Below are 20,725 nucleotides of genomic sequence, written 5' to 3'. Positions count from 1 at the left end.
TGTGTTGCGCTGGCTGACTGCAGGTGAATCGCACGGTCCCGCCCTCGTCGCGATGATGGAGGGGGTGCCGGCCGGCATTGAGGTGACCACCACCGAGATCGCCGACGAGCTGGCCCGTCGACGGCTGGGCTATGGGCGGGGTGCTCGGATGTCGTTCGAGCGGGACGAGGTCGAGCTGCTCGGTGGCCTGCGGCACGGCGTGACCCTGGGCAGCCCGGTGGCGATCCGGGTCGGCAACTCCGAGTGGCCGAAGTGGCAGACGGTGATGGCCGCCGACCCGGTCGACCCCGACGAGCTGGCCCGGCAGGCCCGCAACGCCCCGCTGACCCGTCCCCGGCCCGGCCACGCTGACCTGGCCGGCATGCAGAAGTACGGCCACACCGACGCCCGGCCGATCCTGGAGCGCGCCAGCGCACGGGAGACCGCCGCCCGGGTGGCCGTCGGCACTGTCGCCAAGGCGCTGATCCGTCAGGCGCTCGGCATCGAGATCGTCTCGCACGTCGTCGAGCTGGGCCCGGTGGCCGCGAAGCCCGGCCTGCGTCCCACGCCGTCCGACACGGCCCGGATCGACGCCGACCCGCTGCGCTGCCTCGACCCGGAGGCCAGCGCCCTGATGGTCGCCGAGGTCGACGCCGCGAAGAAGGCCGCCGACACCCTCGGCGGCGTGGTCGAGGTGCTGGCGTACGGGGTGCCACCGGGGCTGGGCAGCCACGTGCAGTGGGACCGCAAGCTCGACGCCCGGCTGGCCACCGCGCTGATGTCCATTCAGGCGATCAAGGGCGTGGAGATCGGCGACGGCTGGCAGCAGGCCCGTTCCCGCGGCTCGGAGGCGCACGACGAGATCATCCCGTCGGCCACCGGCGTTCGGCGGGTCACCGACCGGGCCGGCGGGCTGGAGGGTGGCATCACCACCGGCGAGCCGCTGCGGGTCCGCGCCGCCATGAAGCCGATCTCCTCGCTGAACCGGGCGCTGGCCACAGTGGACGTCACCACCGGCGAGCCGGCCACCGCGATCAACCAGCGCTCCGACGTCTGCGCGGTGCCCGCCGCGGCGGTGGTCGCCGAGGCGATGGTGGCGCTGGTGCTGGCCGAGGCGGCCACCGAGAAGTTCGGCGGAGACTCGATCGCCGAGATCCGCCGCAACCTCGCCGGTTACCTCGACGCGCTGGTCATCCGCTGATGGCACCTGTCGTCGTGCTGGTCGGCGCGCCCGGCTGCGGCAAGACCACAGTCGGTCGGGCGCTCGCCGCCACCCTCGGCGTGGAGTTCCGCGACACCGACGCCGACATCGAGCAGATGGCCGGGAAGCCGATCCCGGAGATCTTCATCGACGAGGGCGAGGCGCACTTCCGTACCCTGGAACGGGCCGCAGTGGCCGCGGCGCTGGCCGGCGGCACGGGCGTGCTCGCCCTCGGCGGCGGCGCGGTGCTGGCCGAGGAGACCCGAGCGGCCCTGATCGGGCACCGGGTGGTGCACCTCTCGGTCGAGTTGCCCGACGCGGTGCGGCGGGTCGGGCTCGGCGCCGGCCGGCCGCTGCTGGCGATCAACCCACGGGCCACCCTCAAGCACCTGCTGGACCAGCGCCGGCCGCTCTACGCCGAGGTCGCCACCGAGACGGTCATCACCGACGGCCGGGCCCCGGCGCAGGTAGTCGCCGACGTCGCCGCCCTGCTGCCCCGCTGACGTACCCCTGCCCCGTCGCCCCCGTCGCCCCCGTCGCCCCCCTTGCGCCGATCTTGCACTTACTGCTCTGACTTAAGGGGCATTCACCGCATTTCGGCAACCGGAAGTGCAAGATCGGCGCAGGGGGCGGGGCGGGGCGGGGGCGCGGTGGGGTGGCCCTCAGCCGCGGGCGATCAGGTCGAGGACGTCGGCCAGAGCCTTCGGCTCGCTGAGCATCGGCCAGTGCCCGGTGGGCAGCTCGTGCAACTGGCCGTCGGCCAGGCCGGTGAAGAACGGATGCTCCTGTTGGATCATCTGCCGCACCATGCCGAGCGGGAAGGTGCTGGCCACCAGCGCGGTCGGCACCCGTCGCCCGCCGGTGCGTCGGACCGGATCGGTGGCGGCCCGCAGCGGCTGTGGGGTGGCCCGGGTACGCAGCAGCGCGAGCGTCGGCTCGTCCAGACCGGCAAGGTTGGTCGGGTCGGCGGCCGGATCCCAGGCCGGCGGCGGCAGCAGGTGCCCGCTGCCGACAACAGCCCGCAGCCGCTGCTGCTCGTCGGCCGGCAGCGTGTCGAACTGCGCCGTGCCGTCCGGCAACGGCCCGCTCTCCACGTAGATGATCCGGGCGATCCGGTCCGGGATGCGGTCCACCGCCTGGGCGGCCGGCATCCCCCCGCCGGAGTGCCCGACCAGCAGCACGTCGCGCAGGTCCTCGACCTCGATCAGTCGGACGATGTCGGTGGTGTGCGTGTCCAGGCTGACCTCCGGCCCGGCGAGGTGGTCGCGTTCGGCCAACCCCGTCAGCGTCATCGGATACACCTCGTGCCCCTGCGACCGCAGCGCCACTGTCACGTCCCGCCATGCCCAGGCACCCAGCCAGAAACCCGGCACCAGCACGAATGTCGCCATCTGTGGCTCCTTCTCTCGGTTACCGACAGACCGTACGATCTATTCCGGACAGGATCCGCCCGCTTTGAAGGAGTGGCCCGTGTCACGTCCCGCTGGCCGGGTGCTGGCCCTGCTCGAACTGCTGCAGACCCGGCACCGGTCGACGGCCGCCGACCTCGCCGGCCACCTCGGTGTGGACGAGCGGACCGTGCGCCGCTACGCGACCACGCTTGTCGAGCTGGGCATTCCCGTCACCGCCGACCGCGGCCGCTACGGCGGCTACCGGCTGCACTCCGGTTACAAACTGCCCCCGCTGATGCTCACCGACGACGAGGCGGTGGCCGTGCTGCTCGGCCTCGTCGTCGCCGAACGGGTCGGGCTGGCCACCGAGCAGCCCGCCACCGCCACCGCGCTGGCGAAGATCCGCCGGGTGCTGCCGGCGGCGCTCGCCGACCGGCTCGCCGCCGTCCAGGAGCACCTGGGCTTCACCCTGCGTCGTCCGGAGCCGGAGCGCGGACCGGCGTCCGGCACACTGCTCGCGCTCGCCTCGGCCACCCGGCACCGGCAGCGGGTGGCGGTGGACTACCGCTCCTGGCGGGGCGAGCAGTCGCACCGCGAACTCGACCCGTACGGGCTGGTCTTCCACGCCGGCCGTTGGTATGTCACCGGCCACGACCACAGGCGTGGGGAGATCCGCACCTTCCGACTGGACCGGATCGGCGCGGTGACGCCCGGCGTGGCGACGTTCACAGTGCCGGACGGCTTCGAGGCGGTGGCCTGGGTGACCCGGTCACTGGCCGGTGTGCCGTACCGGCACGAGGTGGAGGTCGTGCTGGAGACCGACCTGGTCGCCGCCCGCCGCCGCATCCCGCCCAGCGTGGCCGAGTTGACAGCCACCACCGACGGGGTGCTGCTGCGGGCCCGAGCGGAGAGCCTGCCCGGGATGGCGGCTTTGCTCGCCGGTCTGGGGTGTCCGTTCACCATCCGGCATCCGGACGCGCTGCGCGCCGCTGTGGCCGAACACGCCCGCCGGTTGGCGGACTGGGCCACCCGGCCAGCAGGTGGACAGCCGCCCTCCCCGCGCCGCCCGCTGGACTAGGCTGCCGGCGATGGACGAGGTGACCCGAATTCCGGTCGGCGGCGAGCGGCCGTACGACGTCTTGGTGGGACGTGACCTGCTGGGTGCGTTGCCTGGCCTGCTGCCCGGCGCGACCCGGGTGGCGGTGCTGCACACGCCTCCGCTCAAGGCCCTCGCGGACGCGCTCGGCGAACGCCTGCGCGCCGCCGGCGTCGAACCATTGCCGATCGAGGTGCCCGACGCCGAGTCGGGAAAGCACATCGAGGTGGCCGCTGCCTGTTGGGACCGGCTCGGAGCGGCGGGCTTCACCCGTACCGACGCGGTGGTCGGTGTGGGCGGCGGCGCGGTGACCGACCTGGCCGGCTTCGTCGCGGCCTGCTGGTTGCGGGGTGTGCGCTGGGTGCCGGTGGCGACCTCGCTGCTGGGCATGGTGGATGCCGCGGTGGGCGGCAAGACGGGCATCAACACGGCCGCCGGCAAGAACCTGGTGGGCGCGTTCCACCCGCCGGTCGGGGTGTTGGCCGACCTGGCCACTCTGGACAGCCTGCCCGCTGTCGACCTGGCGGCCGGGTTGGCCGAGGTCGTCAAGTGCGGTTTCATCGCCGACCCGACGATCCTGGATCTCATCGAGAACGACCCGGAGGCCGCCACCGACCCGCGTGGGCCGGTGAGCCGGGAGCTGATCGAGCGGGCCATCCGGGTCAAGGCCGACGTGGTCGCCGGCGACCTGCGCGAGTCGGGCCTGCGGGAGGTGCTCAACTACGGCCACACCCTGGCCCACGCCATCGAGCAGAACGAGGGCTACCGCTGGCGGCACGGCCACGCCGTCGCTGTCGGTCTGGTGTACGCGGCCACGCTGGCCCGGCTCGCCGGGCGGCTGGACGCGCCGACCGCCGACCGACACCTGGTCGCGCTGAGCGCGCTGGGCCTGCCGGTGAGCTACCCGGCCGACGCCTGGCCGCAGCTGTTGGCCGCGATGCGGGTGGACAAGAAGACCCGGGGCAGTCGGCTGCGCTTCGTGGTGCTCGACGGGCTGGCCCGCCCGGCGATGTTGGAAGGCCCCGACGACGCGTTGCTGGAGGCCGCCTACCGGGAGGTGGCAACCCCGTGAAGGTCTACGTCTTGAACGGGCCGAACCTGGGCCGGTTGGGCACCCGCGAGCCCGGCGTGTACGGCGCCACCAGCTACGCGGACCTGGTGGCGCTCTGCGAGAGCACCGGTCGGGAGCTGGGGCTGGCGGTGACGGTCCGGCAGACCGACGCGGAGCACGAGCTGCTCGGCTGGCTGCACACGGCGGCCGACGAGGGCGCCGCGGTGGTCCTCAACCCCGCCGCCTGGTCGCACTACTCGTACGCGGTGCGGGACGCCTGCGCCATGCTGCGGGGGCCGCTGGTGGAGGTGCACATCTCCAACATCCACACCCGTGAGGAGTTCCGGCACCACTCGGTGGTCTCGGCGGTGGCGACCGGGGTGATCTGCGGTCTGGGTATCGACGGCTATCGTCTCGCTCTGCACCATCTGGCCACCCGCTGAAGGCCCACGGACTGGGCGCTCCGAACGGGGGGCCGTCCGATTCGACGCAGCTTGTAGACTTGCCAGGTCTGTCCGCCAATTGATGATCAAGGCAGGAAATGGCCTCCACCAACGACCTCAAAAACGGCCTGGTACTCAACCTGGACGGCGAGCTCTGGGCCGTCGTCGAGTTCCAGCACGTCAAGCCCGGTAAGGGTGGTGCCTTCGTGCGCACCACGCTGAAGAACGTGCTGTCCGGGAAGGTGGTCGACAAGACCTTCAACGCGGGCACCAAGGTCGAAACCGCGACCGTTGACAAGCGCACGATGCAGTACCTGTACGCCGACGGTGAGGACTTCGTCTTCATGGATCTGGAGACCTTCGACCAGATCACGGTGCCCGGTGGCACCGTCGGTGAGGCAGCCAACTACCTGCTGCCCGAGGCGGAGGCGACCGTCGCCCAGCACGAGGGTGTGCCGCTCTACATCGAGCTGCCCACCAGCGTCGTGCTGGAGGTCACCTACACCGAGCCCGGCCTGCAGGGCGACCGTTCGACCGGCGGCACCAAGCCGGCGACCGTGGAGACCGGCGCCACGGTGCCGGTTCCGCTGTTCATCACCACCGGCGAGAAGATCAAGGTCGACACCCGCGACGGCCGTTACCTCGGCCGCGCCTGATGGCTGAGGGTTCCAAGCAGCAGATGCCGGCGCGCCGCAAGGCGCGCAAGCGGGCGCTGGATGTCCTCTACGAGGCCGACCTGCGGGACAAGCCTCCGGTGGAGGTGCTCGCCGGCTACGTGCAGCGGATCGAGCAGCCCCGACCGGAGCACCTGGGCTACGCGGTGGGCCTGGTCGAGGGGGTAGCCGAGCACCTCGACCGGATCGACGAGCTGATCGCCAGCTACGCCGAGGGTTGGACGTTGGAGCGGATGCCGGTCGTCGACCGTAATCTCGCCCGGATCGCCGTCTACGAGTTGCTCTACGTCGACGAGATCGACGACGCGGTGGCCATCAGCGAGGCGGTGGAGCTGGCTCGGCAGATGTCGACGGACGATTCGCCGCGCTTCCTCAACGGGGTCCTCGGCCGGATCGCCGAGTACGCCACCCGCTGAGCGTCGGCACCGAACACCGCAAACCCGAAAGGGCCCGTGCCAGTCGGCACGGGCCCTTTCGGTGGAGCGGTAGATCAGGTGGAGCGGTAGATCAGGTGGAGCGGTAGATCAGGTGGAGCGGTAGATCAGGAGGCGAAGAACGCCCGGGGGTCGGCCACCAGCACGCCGTGCTCGGTGAGCCGCTCGATCAGGCCCGACGGTGAGGCGTCGTAGACGATCGCGAGCGCCCGCAGGTCATCGGCGCGGATGGAGAGCACCCGGCCGTTGTAGTCGCCGCGCTGCTGCTGGATGGCGCGGGCGTAGCGGGCAACGTAGGCCAGGTCCTCGGAGGCCTCGTCGTAGAGCCGCTCCAGGTCCAGAACAATCTTGCTGGTGGGCTCGTGACGGACACCACTGCCGTCAGGCAGCAGCTCCGAGACGGGTACGCGGTAGAACTCGGCCAACTCGGCCAGACGGGACACCGTCACGGCCCGGTCGCCACGCTCGTACGAGCCGACCACCACGGCCTTCCACCGCCCGTTCGACTTCTCCTCCACACCCTGCAGGGAGAGACCCTGCTGCTGGCGGATGGAGCGCAGGCGGGCGCCCAGAGACTTGGCGTATTCAGAGGGCATTCGGACACTCCCAGTGCTGCTCGGGGTTCTCCCGTCGATCGCTACGGAGCGTGACGGTACGGGGAATGCGACACGTGGTCAAGTGGTCGTGCCCCTACCGTTGCGGAGCGTCCGGGGAGTTTTCCCCTTTTCCGGTACCTGACCCGGTGGTCAGCGGCCGCCGTCCATGACCCCGGTGACCACTGGTAACGTGGCGGAAGCCCCGGCCCAGGTCTGCTGAGCGGTCCGGCCGGAGGTGCCCGACATCCTTTAACGACCCGTCCCGTGAGGCGGGGAAGGAGGTCCGCCGTGGCATACCCACCGGCTGCCCGCTCGTCACCACCGCGACAACCCTCGGTGAAGGTGATCCTCGCCAGCGCCGACGTGCAACGCGTGGTCGATCGCATCGCCCACCAGATCCTGGAGAAGACCCAGGGCGCCGCGAACACTGTGCTGCTGGGGATTCCCACCCGGGGCACCCCCCTCGCCCGGCGGCTCGCCGACCGGATCAGCACCTTCGAGGACGTCGCCGTTCCGGTTGGTGTGCTCGACATCACCCTGTACCGCGACGACCTTCGTCGGCACGCCACCCGTGCTGTGGGTCCGACCGAGCTGCCCCCCGGCGGGATCGACGGCAAACGGGTCATCCTGGTCGACGATGTGCTCTTCTCCGGCCGTACCGTCCGGGCCGCGCTCGACGCGCTCAACGACGTGGGCCGTCCGGCCTCGGTGCAGCTCGCCGTCCTGGTCGACAGGGGCCACCGGGAGTTGCCGATCCGCGCCGACTACGTCGGCAAGAACATCCCGACCTCGCTCGCCGAGAGCGTCAAGGTGACGCTCGCCGAGATCGACGGGACGGACGAGGTCAAGCTGTACGGGGGAACCGCCTCATGATCAAGCATCTGCTCTCCGGCGGGGACCTGGACGCCGACACCGCCACCGAGATCCTGGACACCGCCGCCGAGATGGCCACCGTCGCCGGTCGGGAGATCAAGAAGCTTCCCGCGCTGCGCGGACGGACAGTGGTGAACCTCTTCTACGAGGACTCCACGCGTACCCGGATCTCCTTCGAGGCGGCGGCGAAGCGGCTCAGCGCCGACGTGATCAACTTTTCCGCGAAGGGGTCCAGCGTCACCAAGGGTGAGAGCCTGAAGGACACCGCGTTGACCCTGCAGGCCATGGGCGCTGATGCCGTCGTCATCCGACACCCCGCCTCCGGCGCGCCGCACCGCCTGGCCAACTGGGTGGACGGGTCGGTGGTCAACGCCGGCGACGGCACCCACGAGCACCCCACCCAGGCGCTGCTGGACGCGTACACCATGCGGTCCCGGCTGGGCCGGCTCGCCGGCCTGTCGGTCGCTGTGGTCGGGGACGTGCTGCACTCCCGGGTGGCGCGCTCCAACGTGCTGCTGCTCTCGACCCTCGGCGCCAAGGTCACCCTGGTCGGCCCGCCGACCCTCATCCCGGTCGACATCGCGGGCGCCCTCGCGCCCGGCACCAACGTCTCCTACGACCTCGACTCGGTCCTGCCGAACGTGGACGTGGTGATGATGCTGCGCGTGCAGCGGGAGCGGATGAACGACTCCTACTTCCCCTCCGCGCGCGAGTACGCCCGCCGCTACGGGCTGGACGGGCCGCGGATGCGCCGGCTGCCCGAACACGCGATCGTCATGCACCCCGGCCCGATGAACCGGGGGATGGAGATCACCCCCGAGGTCGCCGACTCACCCCGCTCCACAATCGTCGAACAGGTCACCAACGGGGTCTCCGTGCGGATGGCTGTCCTTTACCTGCTGCTCGGAGGGAACAACCGGTGACCGCGTACCTGATCACCAGCGTGAGTGTCGTCGGCGCCGCGCCGACCGACCTGCTGATCCGCGACGGCGTGATCGCCGCCGTCGGTCCCGGCCTGACCGCGCCGGACGCCACAGTCGTCGACGGCACCGGCCTCGTCGCCCTGCCCGGCCTCGTCGACCTGCACACCCACCTGCGCGAGCCCGGCCGGGAGGACGCCGAGACCGTCGAGTCCGGTTCCCGGGCGGCGGCGCTGGGCGGCTACACGGCGGTCTGCGCGATGGCCAACACCTCCCCGGTGGCGGACACCGCCGGTGTGGTCGAGCAGGTCTGGCGGCTCGGCCGCGAGGCCGGCCTGGTCGACGTGCAGCCGATCGGCGCGGTCACCGTCGGGCTGGCCGGCGAGCGGCTGGCCGAGCTGGGCGCGATGGCCGACTCGGCGGCCCAGGTGCGGATCTTCTCCGACGACGGGCACTGCGTCGCCGACCCGAAGTTGATGCGCCGAGCCCTGGAGTACGTCAAGGCGTTCGACGGGATCATCGCCCAGCACGCCGAGGAGCCCCGGCTCACCGAGGGCGCCCAGATGCACGAGGGCGAGGTCTCCACCCGGCTCGGCCTGATCGGCTGGCCGGCGGTCGCCGAGGAGGCGATCATCGCCCGGGACGTGCTGCTCGCCGAGCACGTGGGCAGCCGACTGCACGTCTGCCACGTCTCCACCGCCGGCAGCGTCGAGGTGCTGCGCCAGGCAAAGGCCCGCGGGGTACGCGTGACCGCCGAGGTGACCCCGCACCACCTGCTGCTCACCGACGAACGGGCGGAAACCTACGACCCGGTCTACAAGGTGAACCCGCCGTTGCGCACCGCCGCGGACATCGCCGCGCTGCGTGCCGCCCTCGCCGACGGGGTGATCGACGTGATCGCCACCGACCACGCCCCGCACGCGGTGGAGGACAAGGAGTGCGAGTGGGCGTACGCCCGACCGGGGATGCTCGGTCTGGAGACGGCCCTCTCCATCGCGCTGGACGTGCTCGGCCCCGAATGGGACCTGATCGCCGAGCGGATGTCGCGCACCCCCGCACGGATCGCCGGCCTCACCGGGCACGGCGTCGACCCCGCGCCGGGTGTGCCGGCGAACCTGACCCTGATCGACCCGGCGGCCCACCGCACCATCGAGCCGGCGGAGCTGGCCAGTCGCAGTCGCAACACCCCGTACGCCCGCATGACGCTGCCAGGTCGCATCGTGGCGACCTTCCTGCGTGGCGAGCCGACGGTCCTGGACGGAAAGGCTGTCAAGTAATGGTCAAGCGCAGACCCGCGATCCTTGTCCTCGAGGACGGGCGCACGTTCCCCGGCGAGGCGTACGGGAGTGTCGGGGAGACCTTCGGCGAGGCGGTCTTCAACACCGGCATGACCGGTTATCAGGAGACCCTGACCGACCCGTCGTACCACCGTCAGGTGGTGGTGCAGACCGCGCCGCACATCGGCAACACCGGCGTCAACGGCGAGGACGACGAGTCCGGTCGGATCTGGGTGGCCGGCTACGTCGTGCGCGACCCGGCCCGGATCGGCTCGAACTGGCGGGCCACCGGTGGTCTCGAGGACCGCCTCGCCACCGAGGGTGTGGTGGGCATCAGCGGCGTGGACACCCGGGCGCTGACCCGGCACCTGCGCGAGCGGGGCGCCATGCGGGTGGGCATCTCCAGCATCGACAACGACCCGCAGAGCCTGCTGGCCCGGGTCCGCCAGGCGCCGCAGATGGTCGGCGCGGACCTGTCCGCCGAAGTGAGCACCGCCGAGCCGTACGTCGTCGAGGCTCTGGGCGAGCACCGGTTCACAGTGGCCGCCCTGGACCTGGGCATCAAGCGCAACGTGCCGCGTCGGCTGGCCACCCGTGGGGTGACCACGCACGTGCTGCCGGGGTCGTCGAGCATCGACCAGATGCTCGCCACCGGCGCCGACGCGATCTTCCTGTCGCCCGGTCCGGGCGACCCGGCCACCGCCGACGCCCCGGTGGAACTGGCCCGGGAGGCGCTGCGGCGGGAGGTGCCGCTGTTCGGCATCTGCTTCGGCAGCCAGATCCTCGGCCGGGCGCTCGGCTTCGGCACCTACAAGCTGGGCTACGGCCACCGGGGAATCAACCAGCCGGTGCTCGACCGGGTCACCGGCAAGGTCGAGGTGACCAGCCACAACCACGGCTTCGCCGTGCAGGTCCCCGGCTCGGGCGGCGGCGCGGTCGTCCCCGACCAGGTGATCGACACCGACTTCGGTGGCGTACGGGTGTCGCACGTCTGCCTCAATGACAACGTGGTCGAGGGGCTGCGGGCAGTGGACCTGCCCGCGTTCACCGTCCAGTACCACCCGGAGGCGGCGGCCGGCCCGCACGACGCGGACTACCTCTTCGACCGATTCGCCGAACTGATCGAAGGCCGGACCCACAGCAAGGGGCGCAGCAATGCCTAAGCGGACCGATCTCAAGCACATCCTCGTGATCGGCTCCGGGCCGATCGTCATCGGGCAGGCCTGCGAGTTCGACTACTCCGGCACCCAGGCGTGCCGGGTGCTGCGCAGCGAGGGGATCCGGGTCAGCCTGGTCAACTCCAACCCGGCGACGATCATGACGGACCCGGAGTTCGCCGACGCGACGTACGTCGAGCCGATCACCCCGGAGTTCGTGGAGCTGGTCATCGCCAAGGAGCGCCCGGACGCGATCCTCGCGACCCTCGGCGGGCAGACCGCGCTGAACACGGCCGTCGCCCTGCACGAGGCCGGCGTCCTGGAGAAGTACGGCGTGGAGCTGATCGGCGCGAACATCGACGCCATCAACCGGGGCGAGGACCGGCAGCTGTTCAAGGAGATCGTGGCGAAGGCCGGCGTACGGCTGGGCGTCGACGACCCGGCCGGGTTGGTGCCCCGCTCGCGGGTCTGCCACTCGATGGACGAGGTCGAGGCGACAGTCGCCGAGCTGGGCCTGCCGGTGGTGATCCGGCCGTCGTTCACAATGGGTGGCCTGGGCTCCGGCATGGCGCACACCCCGGAGGACCTGGCCCGTATCGCCGGCGACGGCCTGTCCGCCAGCCCGGTGCACGAGGTGCTCATCGAGGAGAGCGTGCTCGGCTGGAAGGAGTACGAGCTCGAGCTGATGCGCGACCGGCACGACAACGTGGTGGTGGTCTGCTCGATCGAGAACATCGACCCGATGGGTGTGCACACCGGCGACAGCGTCACCGTGGCCCCGGCCATGACGCTCACCGACCGGGAGTACCAGCGCCTGCGTGACCTGGGCATCGCCGTGCTGCGCGAGGTCGGGGTGGACACCGGCGGCTGCAACATCCAGTTCGCTGTCAACCCGGTCGACGGCCGGATCGTCGTGATCGAGATGAACCCGCGGGTGTCGCGGTCGTCGGCGCTGGCCTCCAAGGCGACCGGCTTCCCGATCGCGAAGATCGCCGCCAAGCTGGCCATCGGCTACACCCTCGACGAGATCCCCAACGACATCACCCTGAAGACCCCTGCGGCGTTCGAGCCGACCCTCGACTACGTGGTGGTGAAGATCCCCCGGTTCGCGTTCGAGAAGTTCCCCGGCGCGGACCCGGAGCTGACCACCACGATGAAGTCGGTGGGCGAGGCGATGAGCCTCGGACGCAACTTCACCGAGGCGCTGAACAAGGCGATGCGCTCGATGGAAACCAAGTCGGCCGGTTTCTGGAGTGTGCCGGACCCTGCCGGCGTCACACTGGCGGACACTCTCGCGGCGCTGCGGATCCCGCACGACGGTCGGCTGTACACGGTGGAGCGGGCGCTGCGGCTCGGGGCGTCGATCGCCGAGGTGGCCGAGGCGTCCGGCGGGATCGACCCGTGGTTCCTGGACCAGATCGCCGCGCTGATCGAGCTGCGCACCGAGATCGTCGACGCGCCGGTGCTCGACGCCGACCTACTGCGTCGTGCCAAGCGGGCCGGTCTGTCCGACCGGCAGCTCGCCGCGCTGCGCCCGGAGCTGGCCGCCGAGGACGGCGTACGGACCCTGCGCCACCGTCTCGACGTGCGCCCGGTCTACAAGACAGTGGACACCTGCGCGGCCGAGTTCGAGGCGACCACTCCGTACCACTACTCGACGTACGACCTGGAGTCCGAGGTCGTGCCGTCGGACCGGCCGAAGGTGCTGATCCTGGGCTCCGGCCCGAACCGGATCGGGCAGGGCATCGAGTTCGACTACTCCTGCGTGCACGCCGTGCAGGCGTTGCGGTCGGCCGGTTACGAGACGGTCATGGTCAACTGCAACCCGGAGACGGTCTCCACCGACTACGACACCGCCGACCGGCTCTACTTCGAGCCGTTGACCTTCGAGGACGTCCTGGAGGTCTGGCACGCCGAGGACTCGTCCGGCCGGGCGGCCGGCGGGCCGGGTGTGGTCGGGGTGGTCGTCCAGCTCGGCGGGCAGACCCCGCTGGGGCTGGCGCAGCGGCTCAAGAACGCCGGTGTGCCGATCGTCGGCACCTCCCCGGAGTCGATCCACCTGGCCGAGGAGCGCGGCGCGTTCGGCGCGGTGCTGGCCCGTGCCGGCCTGCGCGCGCCGGCACACGGCATGGCCACCTCGTACGACGAGGCCAAGACGATCGCCGACGAGATCGGCTACCCGGTGCTGGTCCGGCCGTCGTACGTGCTGGGCGGGCGGGGCATGGAGATCGTCTACGACGACCCGACGCTGCGCGACTACATCGGCCGGGCCACCGACATCTCCCCGGACCACCCGGTGCTGGTGGACCGGTTCCTCGACGACGCCATCGAGATCGACGTGGACGCGCTGTGCGACGCCGACGGCGAGGTCTACATCGGCGGTGTGATGGAGCACATCGAGGAGGCGGGTATCCACTCCGGCGACTCGTCCTGCGCGCTCCCGCCGATCACCCTCGCGGGCTCGCACCTGGTCGAGGTCAGCCGCTACACCGAGGCCATCGCGCGTGGCGTCGGGGTCCGGGGCCTGCTCAACGTGCAGTACGCCCTCAAGGACGACGTGCTCTACGTGCTGGAGGCCAACCCGCGCGCGTCGCGGACCGTCCCGTTCGTCTCCAAGGCCACGGCGGTGCCGCTGGCCAAGGCGGCGGCCCGGATCGCGCTCGGGGCGAGCATCGCCGAGCTGCGCGCCGAGGGCCTGCTGCCGGCGACCGGGGACGGGGGCACGATGCCCGCCGACGCGCCGGTCGCCGTCAAGGAGGCGGTGCTGCCGTTCAAGCGTTTCCGGACCCGTGCGGGCAAGGGGATCGACTCGCTGCTCGGGCCGGAGATGAAGTCGACCGGCGAGGTGATGGGCATCGACACCAACTTCGGGCATGCCTTCGCCAAGAGCCAGTCGGCGGCGTACGGGTCGCTGCCGACCGCCGGGAAGATCTTCGTCTCGGTGGCCAACCGGGACAAGCGCGGCATGATCTTCCCGATCAAGCGGCTGGCCGATCTGGGCTTCGAGATCGTCGCCACCGCCGGCACGGCCGAGGTGCTGCGCCGGCACGGCATCGCCTGTGAGCAGATCCGTAAGCACTACCAGGCCGGTGCGGGCGACGACGCGGTGTCGTTGATCGGCGGCGGCCACGTGGCGCTGGTGATCAACACGCCGCAGGGCTCGGGTGCCAGCGCCCGCTCCGACGGTTATGAGATCCGCAGCGCGGCCGTCACCGCGGACATCCCCTGCATCACCACGGTTCCCGGCGCCGCCGCAGCGGTGATGGGCATCGAGGCGCGGATCCGCGGCGACATGCAGGTCCGCCCCCTGCAGGACCTGCACGCCATCCTGCGGGCGGCCCAGTGACAGTGTTCGAGCAGGCGGTACGGCCGTGGTTGTTCCGGCTCGGGGGCGGGGACGCCGAGACGGCGCACGAGTGGACGCTGCGGCGCTTGGCTGCCCTGTCGCGGCGGCCGGCCGCGCTCGCCGCGCTGCGGGCCCGGTACGCGGTCGACGCGCCGCGCACCGTGTTCGGGGTGCGGTTCCCCAACCCGGTCGGGTTGGCCGCCGGGATGGACAAGGACGGCGCGGCGCTGCCGGCCTGGCCGGCGCTCGGCTTCGGTTTCGTGGAGGTCGGCACGGTCACCGCGCACGCCCAACCGGGCAACCCCCGGCCGCGGCTTTTCCGCCTGCCGGCCAGCGAGGCGGTGATCAACCGGATGGGCTTCAACAACGCCGGGGCCGCTGCGTTGGCCGCCCGGCTGGCGGCGCTGCCGCGCCCGCTCGGGGTGCCGCTGGGCATCTCGCTGGGCAAGTCCAAGGTGACCCCGCTGGACGAGGCGGTCGAGGACTACCTCGCCTCGTACCGGGCGCTGCGCGGGCACGGCGACTACTTCGCTGTGAACGTGTCCTCACCGAACACCCCGGGTCTGCGGTCGTTGCAGGACCGCGCCCACCTGGACGCGCTGCTCGGCGCGCTGGTGGGGGAGAAGCCGGTGCTGGTCAAGATCGCACCAGACCTGACCGAGGCGGCGATCGCCGAGCTGCTGGAGGTCTGCCTGGCCCGGGGCGCCGCCGGGGTGATCGCCACCAACACCACCCTGTCTCGGGAGGGGCTGGCCAGCGGTGACGTCGAGCGTGGCGGGCAGGCCGGCGGGCTCTCCGGTCGGCCGCTCACCGGGCGGGCCCGCGAGGTGGTCGCCTTCGTTCACTCCGAGACCGACGGCCGGCTGCCGATCATCGGCGTCGGCGGGGTGCTGGATCCGGACGACGCGGCGCGGATGTTCGATGCCGGCGCCGCCCTGGTGCAGCTCTACACCGGCTTCATCTATCGAGGACCGGCCCTGGTCCGTGCCGCCGCGCGCGCGGTGGACGCAACGGCGGCACCGGACGCGGTCGCCGGCCGGTGACCACCCCCCGGCGCGTTGCCGGCCCGGCCCGACCGGCGCCGAGCCCGCAACGCGCCGGGAGCCAATCGCCACTGCTGCCGCCTTTGCTCTGCACCCCCCGGTGCGCCACGCAGGTGCCCGGGGGCGGACGCCCTGGGTCGGACGCTCGGGGTCAGACGCCCGGGGTCAGCCGCCCGGGTACCACGCCCGGGGGTTCGGACGCCCGGGTTCGGACGCCGGGTCCCACGCCCGGGTTCGGACGTCCCGGTCGGGACGTCCCGGTCGGGACGCCGGGTGGCGCATCCACAGGTGCAGAGCAAAGGCCGGCGAAGAAACCATTCGACCGGGCCGCCGGATGGCCACGGTCCGGACCGTTCGTGCCTGGAATGGAGTACGCGTGACACCCGAGGAGATTCTGGCCGCGGACCGGGCCCACGTCTGGCACCCGTACGCCGCGCTGCCGCCGGCCAACCCGCCCTACGTGGTGCAGGGCGCCGAGGGGGTGCGGCTCACCCTGGCCGACGGGCGGGAGTTGGTGGACGGCATGTCGTCCTGGTGGGCGGCGATCCACGGGTACCGGCACCCGGTGCTGGACGCGGCGATGACCGACCAGCTCGGCCGGATGAGCCACGTGATGTTCGGCGGGCTGACCCACGAGCCGGCGGTGCGGCTGGCCCGGACCCTGGTCGAGCTGACCCCGGACGGCCTGGAGCACGTGTTCCTGGCCGACTCCGGCTCGGTCAGCGTCGAGGTGGCGGTGAAGATGTGCCTGCAGTACCAGCGGGCCGTCGGGCGGCCCCAGCGGCGCCGGCTGGCTACCTGGCGGGGTGGCTACCACGGCGACACCTTCCATCCGATGAGCGTCTGCGACCCGGAGGGCGGGATGCACCACCTGTGGGGCGACGTGCTGCCCCGGCAGGTGTTCGCCCCGGTGCCGCCGGGGGGCTTCACCGATCCGCCCGACGACGCGTACGTGGCGGCGCTGGTCGAGACGGTCGAGCGGCACGCCGACGAGGTGGCCGCCGTGATCGTCGAGCCCGTCGTCCAGGGCGCCGGCGGGATGCGCTTCCACCACCCGGGTTACCTACGGGTGCTGCGCGAGGTGACCCGCGCGCACGGGATTTTGCTGATCTTCGACGAGATCGCCACCGGGTTCGGCCGTACCGGCGAGATGTTCGCCGCCGAGCACGCCGGGGTGACGCCGGACGTGCTCTGTGTGGGCAAGGCGCTGACCGGCGGGTACCTGACCCTCGCGGCGACAGTGTGCACCGCGGAGGTCGCCCGGGGCATCTCGGCGGCCGGTGTGCTGGCGCACGGGCCCACGTTCATGGGCAACCCGTTGGCCTGCGCGGTGGCGAATGCCTCCATCGGGCTGCTGCGGGCCGGAGACTGGGCCGGCCAGGTCGCCAGGGTCGGCGCCGGTCTGCGCGCCGGACTGGAGCCCCTGCGCGGCATACCGGGCGTGGCCGACGTACGGGTCCTCGGCGCGATCGGCGTGGTCCAGCTCGATCACGAGGTCGACCTCGGCGCGGCGACCGCTGCCGCGGTCGCCCAGGGGGTCTGGCTGCGTCCGTTCCGCGACCTGATCTACACGATGCCGCCGTACGTCACCGACGACGTCGACCTGGCCCGGATCGCGACCGGGGTGGCGGCGGCGGTGGCGGCCAGCTGAGTCGACCCGGTCGCCGGGTCGACGGTTACCCGGGCGGGGCAGCCGTCCGGACGAGGAGAGGGGAACACTCCCATGGAGAGCTTCGGTACCCGGCTGCACCGGGCGATCACCGAGCGGGGCCCACTCTGTGTGGGCATCGACCCGCATCCCGGTCTGCTGGCCCAGTGGGGCCTTCCGGACGACCTGCACGGGCTCGACCGGTTCAGCCGAACCGTCGTCGAAGCGCTCGGTGACCGGGTTGCGGTGGTCAAGCCTCAGTCGGCCTTTTTCGAGCGATTCGGATCCCGAGGTGTGGCGATTCTTGAGTCAACTATCCGACAGTTACGAGATGCCGGCTCGCTCGTTCTGCTCGACGTCAAGCGCGGCGACATCGGCTCGACGGTGAACGCGTACGCCTCGGCGTACCTTGATCCATCCAGCCCCGTGTATGTCGACGCGGTCACCGCGAGCCCGTACCTCGGGGTCGGTTCGCTGGCGCCGATGTTCGAGCTGGCCGCCGAGCACGGCGGCGGCGTGTTCGTGTTGGCCCTCACCTCCAACCCCGAGGGCGCCGCCGTGCAGCGGGCCGTCACGGCCGACGGCCGCACCGTGGCGCAAACCGTGATCGACGAGATTTCGCAGCTCAACAGGGGTGCATCCCCGCTCGGGAGCTTCGGTCTGGTGGTCGGCGCGACCATCGGTGACACCGGTCACGACCTCTCCGGTGTGGGCGGACCACTGCTCTCTCCGGGGCTCGGCGCACAGGGTGCCGGCGCAGCCGATCTGCGTACCGTCTTCGGTTCGAGCCTCGCCTCGGTGCTCCCGTCGTACTCCCGGGAGGTGCTCTCGGCAGGCCCCGATGTGGCCGCGCTGCGGGCCGCCGCGGACCGCGTGTTGGTCGACTGCCGGGCCGTTCTGCCTGCCCGGTGACTGACTGACGGGTCGGTCACTCTACGGTGATCATGCGGCCCCCACGTTGCCGAAAGCTCCGTTGGCCGCTAGTTTTCCCCGCGCTGGGAACCATGGACCCCTTGGTTCACAGCGACACCACGTTTCACAGATGCGGCGGTGCGCCCCGCCCGCCGCGATAGGGACCTGAGGAGAACTGGTGCCGCTCCCGTCACTGACCCCCGAACAACGCGCTGCCGCGCTCGAGAAGGCCGCGGAGATCCGCAAGGCCCGTGCTCAGCTGAAGGAGCAGCTCAAGCAGGGCAAGACCACCCTCGGTGCCGTCCTCGAGCGGGCCGAGAGCGACGACGTCGTTGGCAAGCTCAAGGTGTCGGCCGTCCTGCAGGCCATGCCGGGCATCGGCAAGATCCGGGCTACCCAGATCATGGAGAAGCTCAAGATCGCCGACAGCCGTCGCCTGCGTGGCCTCGGCGAGCAGCAGCGCAAGGCACTGCTTGGAGAGTTCGCCGCCAACTGAACCTGGCAGCGTGTAGAAACAAGCAGTGAGCACGGATGACGAGGCGCGCCCGGCGGCTCGGCTCACTGTCCTGGCTGGACCTTCGGGTTCCGGCAGGGAGAGTGTCGTCGAGCTCGTCCGGGCGCGTTCTCCGTCCGTGTGGATCCCGGTCGCGGCAACCACCAGGCCGCGCCGGGAGTCGGAGATCGACGGGGTGGACCGCGTCTTCCTCGCCCCCGCCGAGTTCGATCGGCGGATCGTCGACGGCGAGCTGCTGGAGTGGTCCCGGATCGGTTCGCACCGCCGGGGCACCCCGTACCCGCCGCTGCGCGCCCGACTCGACGCCGGCCAGGCGGTGCTGCTCCCGCTCGACCTGCGCGGCGTCCCACTGGTCCGGGCGCGCCTGCCCGATGCCCGGCTGGTGTTGCTGAGCCCACCCGGGTACGCGCCCGACGCCACGGTGGCCGCCACCGTCGAGCACGCGCTGACCCACGACCACACCGAACGGGTGGTCGAGGAGCTGGTAGGCTTACTCGGTTCTTCTTATCCGGATCCGGCCTGGTCGCGCGTGCGTGGCTGACGGTCGGCCGCCGTTGAGACTCAGCACCGCGTCCGCGCGGCTCGAAAGACGCAGAGGTTAATTCGTGGGATCCATCGCCAACCCCGAAGGCATCACCAACCCGCCGATCGACGAGCTCCTCGAGAAGACGACGTCGAAGTACGCGCTGGTCATCTTCGCCGCCAAGCGCGCGCGCCAGGTCAACGCCTACTACAGCCAGCTCGGTGAGGGTCTGCTGGAGTACGTCGGCCCGCTCGTCGAGACCACCCCGCAGGAGAAGCCCCTCTCCATCGCCATGCGCGAGATCAACTCGGGCCTGCTCACCGCCGAGCCGACCGACCAGCCGTAAGCCCCCGCTGGCCGATGTCCGCCTCGATCGTCCTCGGGGTCGGTGGCGGCATCGCCGCCTACAAGGCGTGCGAGCTGCTGCGACTCTTCACCGAATCGGGTCACCGGGTTCGGGTCGTGCCAACCGCGTCGGCGCTCCGCTTCGTTGGAGCGCCGACCTGGGCCGCGCTCTCCGGTCAACCGGTCGCCGACGACGTCTGGACCGACGTCCACGAGGTGCCGCACGTCCGGCTCGGTAAGCAGGCCGACCTGGTGGTGGTCGCGCCGACCACCACCGACCTGCTCGCCAAGGCCGCCCACGGCCTCGCCGACGACCTGCTGACCAACACCCTGCTGACCGCCCGCTGCCCGGTCCTGCTGGCCCCGGCCATGCACACCGAGATGTGGGAGCACCCCGCCACGGTCGCCAACGTCGCCACGTTGCGCTCCAGGGGAGTGCGGGTCATCGAGCCCGCTGTCGGCCGGCTCACCGGCGCCGACACCGGCAAGGGTCGGCTCCCCGACCCGGCGGAGATCTTCGCCGTCGCCGGCCGGCTCCTGGCCCGGGGTGACTCCGCCCCCGCCGACCTGGCCGGTCGCCGGGTGGTCGTCACCGCCGGCGGCACCCGCGAGCCCCTCGACCCGGTGCGTTTCCTGGGCAACCGTTCGTCGGGCAAGCAGGGGTACGCGTTCGCCCGCGCGGCGGTCGCCCGGGGTGCCCGGGTCACACTGATCTCGGCCAACGTCGGCCTCGCCGACCCGGCCGGGGTCGACCTGATCCGGGTGGGCACCACCGCCGAGTTGCGGGAGGCGACACTCAAGGCCGCCGTCGAGGCCGACGCGGTGGTGATGGCGGCGGCTCCGGCCGATTTCCGGCCCGCGACGTACGCGACTGGCAAAATCAAGAAGTCGGACGACGGTGTCGCACCCACCATCGAACTCGTCACGAACCCGGACATCGCGGCGGAGCTCGGCCAGCGCAAACGACCAGGGCAGGTGCTGGTGGTGTTCGCCGCCGAGACCGGCGACGCCGAGGCCAACGGCCGGGCGAAACTCGCCCGGAAGCGGGCCGACCTGATCGTGGTCAACGAGGTCGGTCCGGATCTGGTCTTCGGTGCCGACACCAACACGGTGACGGTGATCGGCGCGGACGGCTCGGTCGGCCGGCTGCCCGAGCAGGCCAAGGAAGCTGTGGCCGACGCCGTGTGGGACCTCGTCGTGGCGCGGCTGCCTGGCCGCTCCTGACGGGTGGAACAGGGCGCGACCGATCCCGACACCGGCCGCAGTGGTGATTAGACTGCCGCGGAACGACCTCACACGCTT

At 71.5% G+C, this 20,725-nt stretch carries 21 protein-coding genes; 19 read left to right on the top strand and 2 right to left on the bottom strand.

Annotation, left to right across the window (positions count from 1 at the left end):
• Position 1: 1 nt before the first annotated feature.
• Entirely contained in the window at positions 2-1,180 is a 1,179-nt protein-coding gene (gene aroC / locus AB0B94_RS31685; protein WP_357289111.1) for a chorismate synthase, read from the top strand.
• Positions 1,180-1,683 (top strand): shikimate kinase, encoded by a 504-nt coding sequence (locus tag AB0B94_RS31680; RefSeq protein WP_357289108.1) that lies wholly within the window; start codon positions 1,180-1,182, stop codon positions 1,681-1,683. The genes aroC and AB0B94_RS31680 overlap by 1 nt, the downstream gene beginning before the upstream one ends.
• 159 nt (positions 1,684-1,842) lie before the next feature.
• Here AB0B94_RS31680 and AB0B94_RS31675 read toward each other — a convergent pair whose 3' ends face one another.
• Entirely contained in the window at positions 1,843-2,571 is a 729-nt protein-coding gene (locus AB0B94_RS31675) for an alpha/beta hydrolase (protein WP_357289105.1), read from the bottom strand.
• Positions 2,572-2,650: 79 nt separating this feature from the next.
• Here AB0B94_RS31675 and AB0B94_RS31670 point away from each other — a divergent pair, with 79 nt between their 5' ends.
• The 5 genes from AB0B94_RS31670 to nusB all read left to right on the top strand — a co-directional run bounded on the left by AB0B94_RS31670 (position 2,651) and on the right by nusB (position 6,251).
• Positions 2,651-3,649 (top strand): YafY family protein, encoded by a 999-nt coding sequence (locus AB0B94_RS31670; RefSeq protein ID WP_357289101.1) that lies wholly within the window; start codon positions 2,651-2,653, stop codon positions 3,647-3,649.
• A gap of 10 nt (positions 3,650-3,659) precedes the next feature.
• On the top strand, positions 3,660-4,739 hold the full coding sequence (aroB, locus tag AB0B94_RS31665; RefSeq protein ID WP_357289098.1) for a 3-dehydroquinate synthase: 1,080 nt from the start codon (positions 3,660-3,662) through the stop codon (positions 4,737-4,739).
• A complete protein-coding gene (aroQ, locus tag AB0B94_RS31660; RefSeq protein ID WP_357289093.1) occupies positions 4,736-5,161 on the top strand; it encodes a type II 3-dehydroquinate dehydratase in 426 nt (141 codons plus the stop codon). Before aroB ends, aroQ begins: the two co-directional genes overlap by 4 nt.
• A gap of 98 nt (positions 5,162-5,259) precedes the next feature.
• Entirely contained in the window at positions 5,260-5,817 is a 558-nt protein-coding gene (gene efp, locus AB0B94_RS31655) for an elongation factor P (RefSeq protein ID WP_007458344.1), read from the top strand.
• Between the two features lie 23 nt (positions 5,818-5,840).
• The gene (gene nusB, locus AB0B94_RS31650; protein ID WP_208641306.1) at positions 5,841-6,251 is read left to right on the top strand and encodes a transcription antitermination factor NusB; all 411 of its coding nucleotides are present in this window, start codon (positions 5,841-5,843) and stop codon (positions 6,249-6,251) included.
• Between the two features lie 125 nt (positions 6,252-6,376).
• On the opposite strand, the gene AB0B94_RS31645 is transcribed toward nusB, so the two are convergent.
• On the bottom strand, positions 6,377-6,865 hold the full coding sequence (locus AB0B94_RS31645) for a transcriptional regulator (protein ID WP_007458348.1): 489 nt from the start codon (positions 6,863-6,865) through the stop codon (positions 6,377-6,379).
• Between the two features lie 288 nt (positions 6,866-7,153).
• Here AB0B94_RS31645 and pyrR point away from each other — a divergent pair, with 288 nt between their 5' ends.
• The 12 genes from pyrR to coaBC all read left to right on the top strand — a co-directional run bounded on the left by pyrR (position 7,154) and on the right by coaBC (position 20,647).
• The gene (gene pyrR, locus AB0B94_RS31640) at positions 7,154-7,738 is read left to right on the top strand and encodes a bifunctional pyr operon transcriptional regulator/uracil phosphoribosyltransferase PyrR (protein ID WP_238671606.1); all 585 of its coding nucleotides are present in this window, start codon (positions 7,154-7,156) and stop codon (positions 7,736-7,738) included.
• A complete protein-coding gene (locus AB0B94_RS31635; RefSeq protein WP_238671605.1) occupies positions 7,735-8,661 on the top strand; it encodes an aspartate carbamoyltransferase catalytic subunit in 927 nt (308 codons plus the stop codon). Before pyrR ends, AB0B94_RS31635 begins: the two co-directional genes overlap by 4 nt.
• Positions 8,658-9,935 (top strand): dihydroorotase, encoded by a 1,278-nt coding sequence (locus tag AB0B94_RS31630; protein WP_357289087.1) that lies wholly within the window; start codon positions 8,658-8,660, stop codon positions 9,933-9,935. Before AB0B94_RS31635 ends, AB0B94_RS31630 begins: the two co-directional genes overlap by 4 nt.
• On the top strand, positions 9,935-11,098 hold the full coding sequence (gene carA / locus AB0B94_RS31625) for a glutamine-hydrolyzing carbamoyl-phosphate synthase small subunit (protein ID WP_357289084.1): 1,164 nt from the start codon (positions 9,935-9,937) through the stop codon (positions 11,096-11,098). The genes AB0B94_RS31630 and carA overlap by 1 nt, the downstream gene beginning before the upstream one ends.
• Positions 11,091-14,438, top strand: a complete 3,348-nt coding sequence (gene carB / locus AB0B94_RS31620) for a carbamoyl-phosphate synthase large subunit (protein WP_357289081.1) — start codon at positions 11,091-11,093, stop codon at positions 14,436-14,438. Before carA ends, carB begins: the two co-directional genes overlap by 8 nt.
• Positions 14,435-15,481, top strand: coding sequence for a quinone-dependent dihydroorotate dehydrogenase (locus AB0B94_RS31615; RefSeq protein WP_357289078.1), 1,047 nt, complete (start codon positions 14,435-14,437; stop codon positions 15,479-15,481). Before carB ends, AB0B94_RS31615 begins: the two co-directional genes overlap by 4 nt.
• Positions 15,482-15,857: 376 nt before the next feature.
• Positions 15,858-17,132, top strand: a complete 1,275-nt coding sequence (locus AB0B94_RS31610) for an adenosylmethionine--8-amino-7-oxononanoate transaminase (RefSeq protein ID WP_357289074.1) — start codon at positions 15,858-15,860, stop codon at positions 17,130-17,132.
• 72 nt (positions 17,133-17,204) lie between these two features.
• Positions 17,205-18,041 (top strand): orotidine-5'-phosphate decarboxylase, encoded by an 837-nt coding sequence (gene pyrF / locus AB0B94_RS31605; protein WP_357289071.1) that lies wholly within the window; start codon positions 17,205-17,207, stop codon positions 18,039-18,041.
• A 178-nt stretch (positions 18,042-18,219) separates the two neighbouring features.
• Positions 18,220-18,537 carry an integration host factor, actinobacterial type gene (gene mihF / locus AB0B94_RS31600; protein WP_030335662.1) on the top strand — a complete coding sequence of 106 codons (318 nt, stop codon included), beginning with the start codon at positions 18,220-18,222 and terminating at the stop codon, positions 18,535-18,537.
• A 25-nt stretch (positions 18,538-18,562) separates the two neighbouring features.
• Entirely contained in the window at positions 18,563-19,096 is a 534-nt protein-coding gene (locus tag AB0B94_RS31595; RefSeq protein WP_357289068.1) for a guanylate kinase, read from the top strand.
• Between the two features lie 64 nt (positions 19,097-19,160).
• Positions 19,161-19,424 (top strand): DNA-directed RNA polymerase subunit omega, encoded by a 264-nt coding sequence (gene rpoZ / locus AB0B94_RS31590; RefSeq protein ID WP_030335666.1) that lies wholly within the window; start codon positions 19,161-19,163, stop codon positions 19,422-19,424.
• A 14-nt stretch (positions 19,425-19,438) separates the two neighbouring features.
• A complete protein-coding gene (gene coaBC / locus AB0B94_RS31585; RefSeq protein ID WP_357289065.1) occupies positions 19,439-20,647 on the top strand; it encodes a bifunctional phosphopantothenoylcysteine decarboxylase/phosphopantothenate--cysteine ligase CoaBC in 1,209 nt (402 codons plus the stop codon).
• Positions 20,648-20,725 lie beyond the last annotated feature (78 nt).

The organism is Micromonospora sp. NPDC048986 (assembly GCF_040649335.1).
Lineage (GTDB): Bacteria > Actinomycetota > Actinomycetes > Mycobacteriales > Micromonosporaceae > Micromonospora > Micromonospora alfalfae.
The sequence above is the reverse complement of the archived record's forward strand: the minus strand, read 5'-3'. Positions and strand labels throughout refer to the sequence as shown.

What these genes read in the sequence shown, in the direction of transcription:
- AB0B94_RS31680 (WP_357289108.1), top strand. Translation starts at nt 1,180, where the DNA reads ATGGCACCTGTCGTCGTGCTGGTCGGCGCGCCCGGCTGCGGCAAGACC.
- AB0B94_RS31675 (WP_357289105.1), bottom strand. Translation starts at nt 2,571, where the DNA reads ATGGCGACATTCGTGCTGGTGCCGGGTTTCTGGCTGGGTGCCTGGGCA.
- aroB (WP_357289098.1), top strand. Translation starts at nt 3,660, where the DNA reads ATGGACGAGGTGACCCGAATTCCGGTCGGCGGCGAGCGGCCGTACGAC.
- efp (WP_007458344.1), top strand. Translation starts at nt 5,260, where the DNA reads ATGGCCTCCACCAACGACCTCAAAAACGGCCTGGTACTCAACCTGGAC.
- nusB (WP_208641306.1), top strand. Translation starts at nt 5,841, where the DNA reads ATGCCGGCGCGCCGCAAGGCGCGCAAGCGGGCGCTGGATGTCCTCTAC.
- AB0B94_RS31645 (WP_007458348.1), bottom strand. Translation starts at nt 6,865, where the DNA reads ATGCCCTCTGAATACGCCAAGTCTCTGGGCGCCCGCCTGCGCTCCATC.
- AB0B94_RS31635 (WP_238671605.1), top strand. Translation starts at nt 7,735, where the DNA reads ATGATCAAGCATCTGCTCTCCGGCGGGGACCTGGACGCCGACACCGCC.
- carA (WP_357289084.1), top strand. Translation starts at nt 9,935, where the DNA reads ATGGTCAAGCGCAGACCCGCGATCCTTGTCCTCGAGGACGGGCGCACG.
- carB (WP_357289081.1), top strand. Translation starts at nt 11,091, where the DNA reads ATGCCTAAGCGGACCGATCTCAAGCACATCCTCGTGATCGGCTCCGGG.
- pyrF (WP_357289071.1), top strand. Translation starts at nt 17,205, where the DNA reads ATGGAGAGCTTCGGTACCCGGCTGCACCGGGCGATCACCGAGCGGGGC.
- coaBC (WP_357289065.1), top strand. Translation starts at nt 19,439, where the DNA reads ATGTCCGCCTCGATCGTCCTCGGGGTCGGTGGCGGCATCGCCGCCTAC.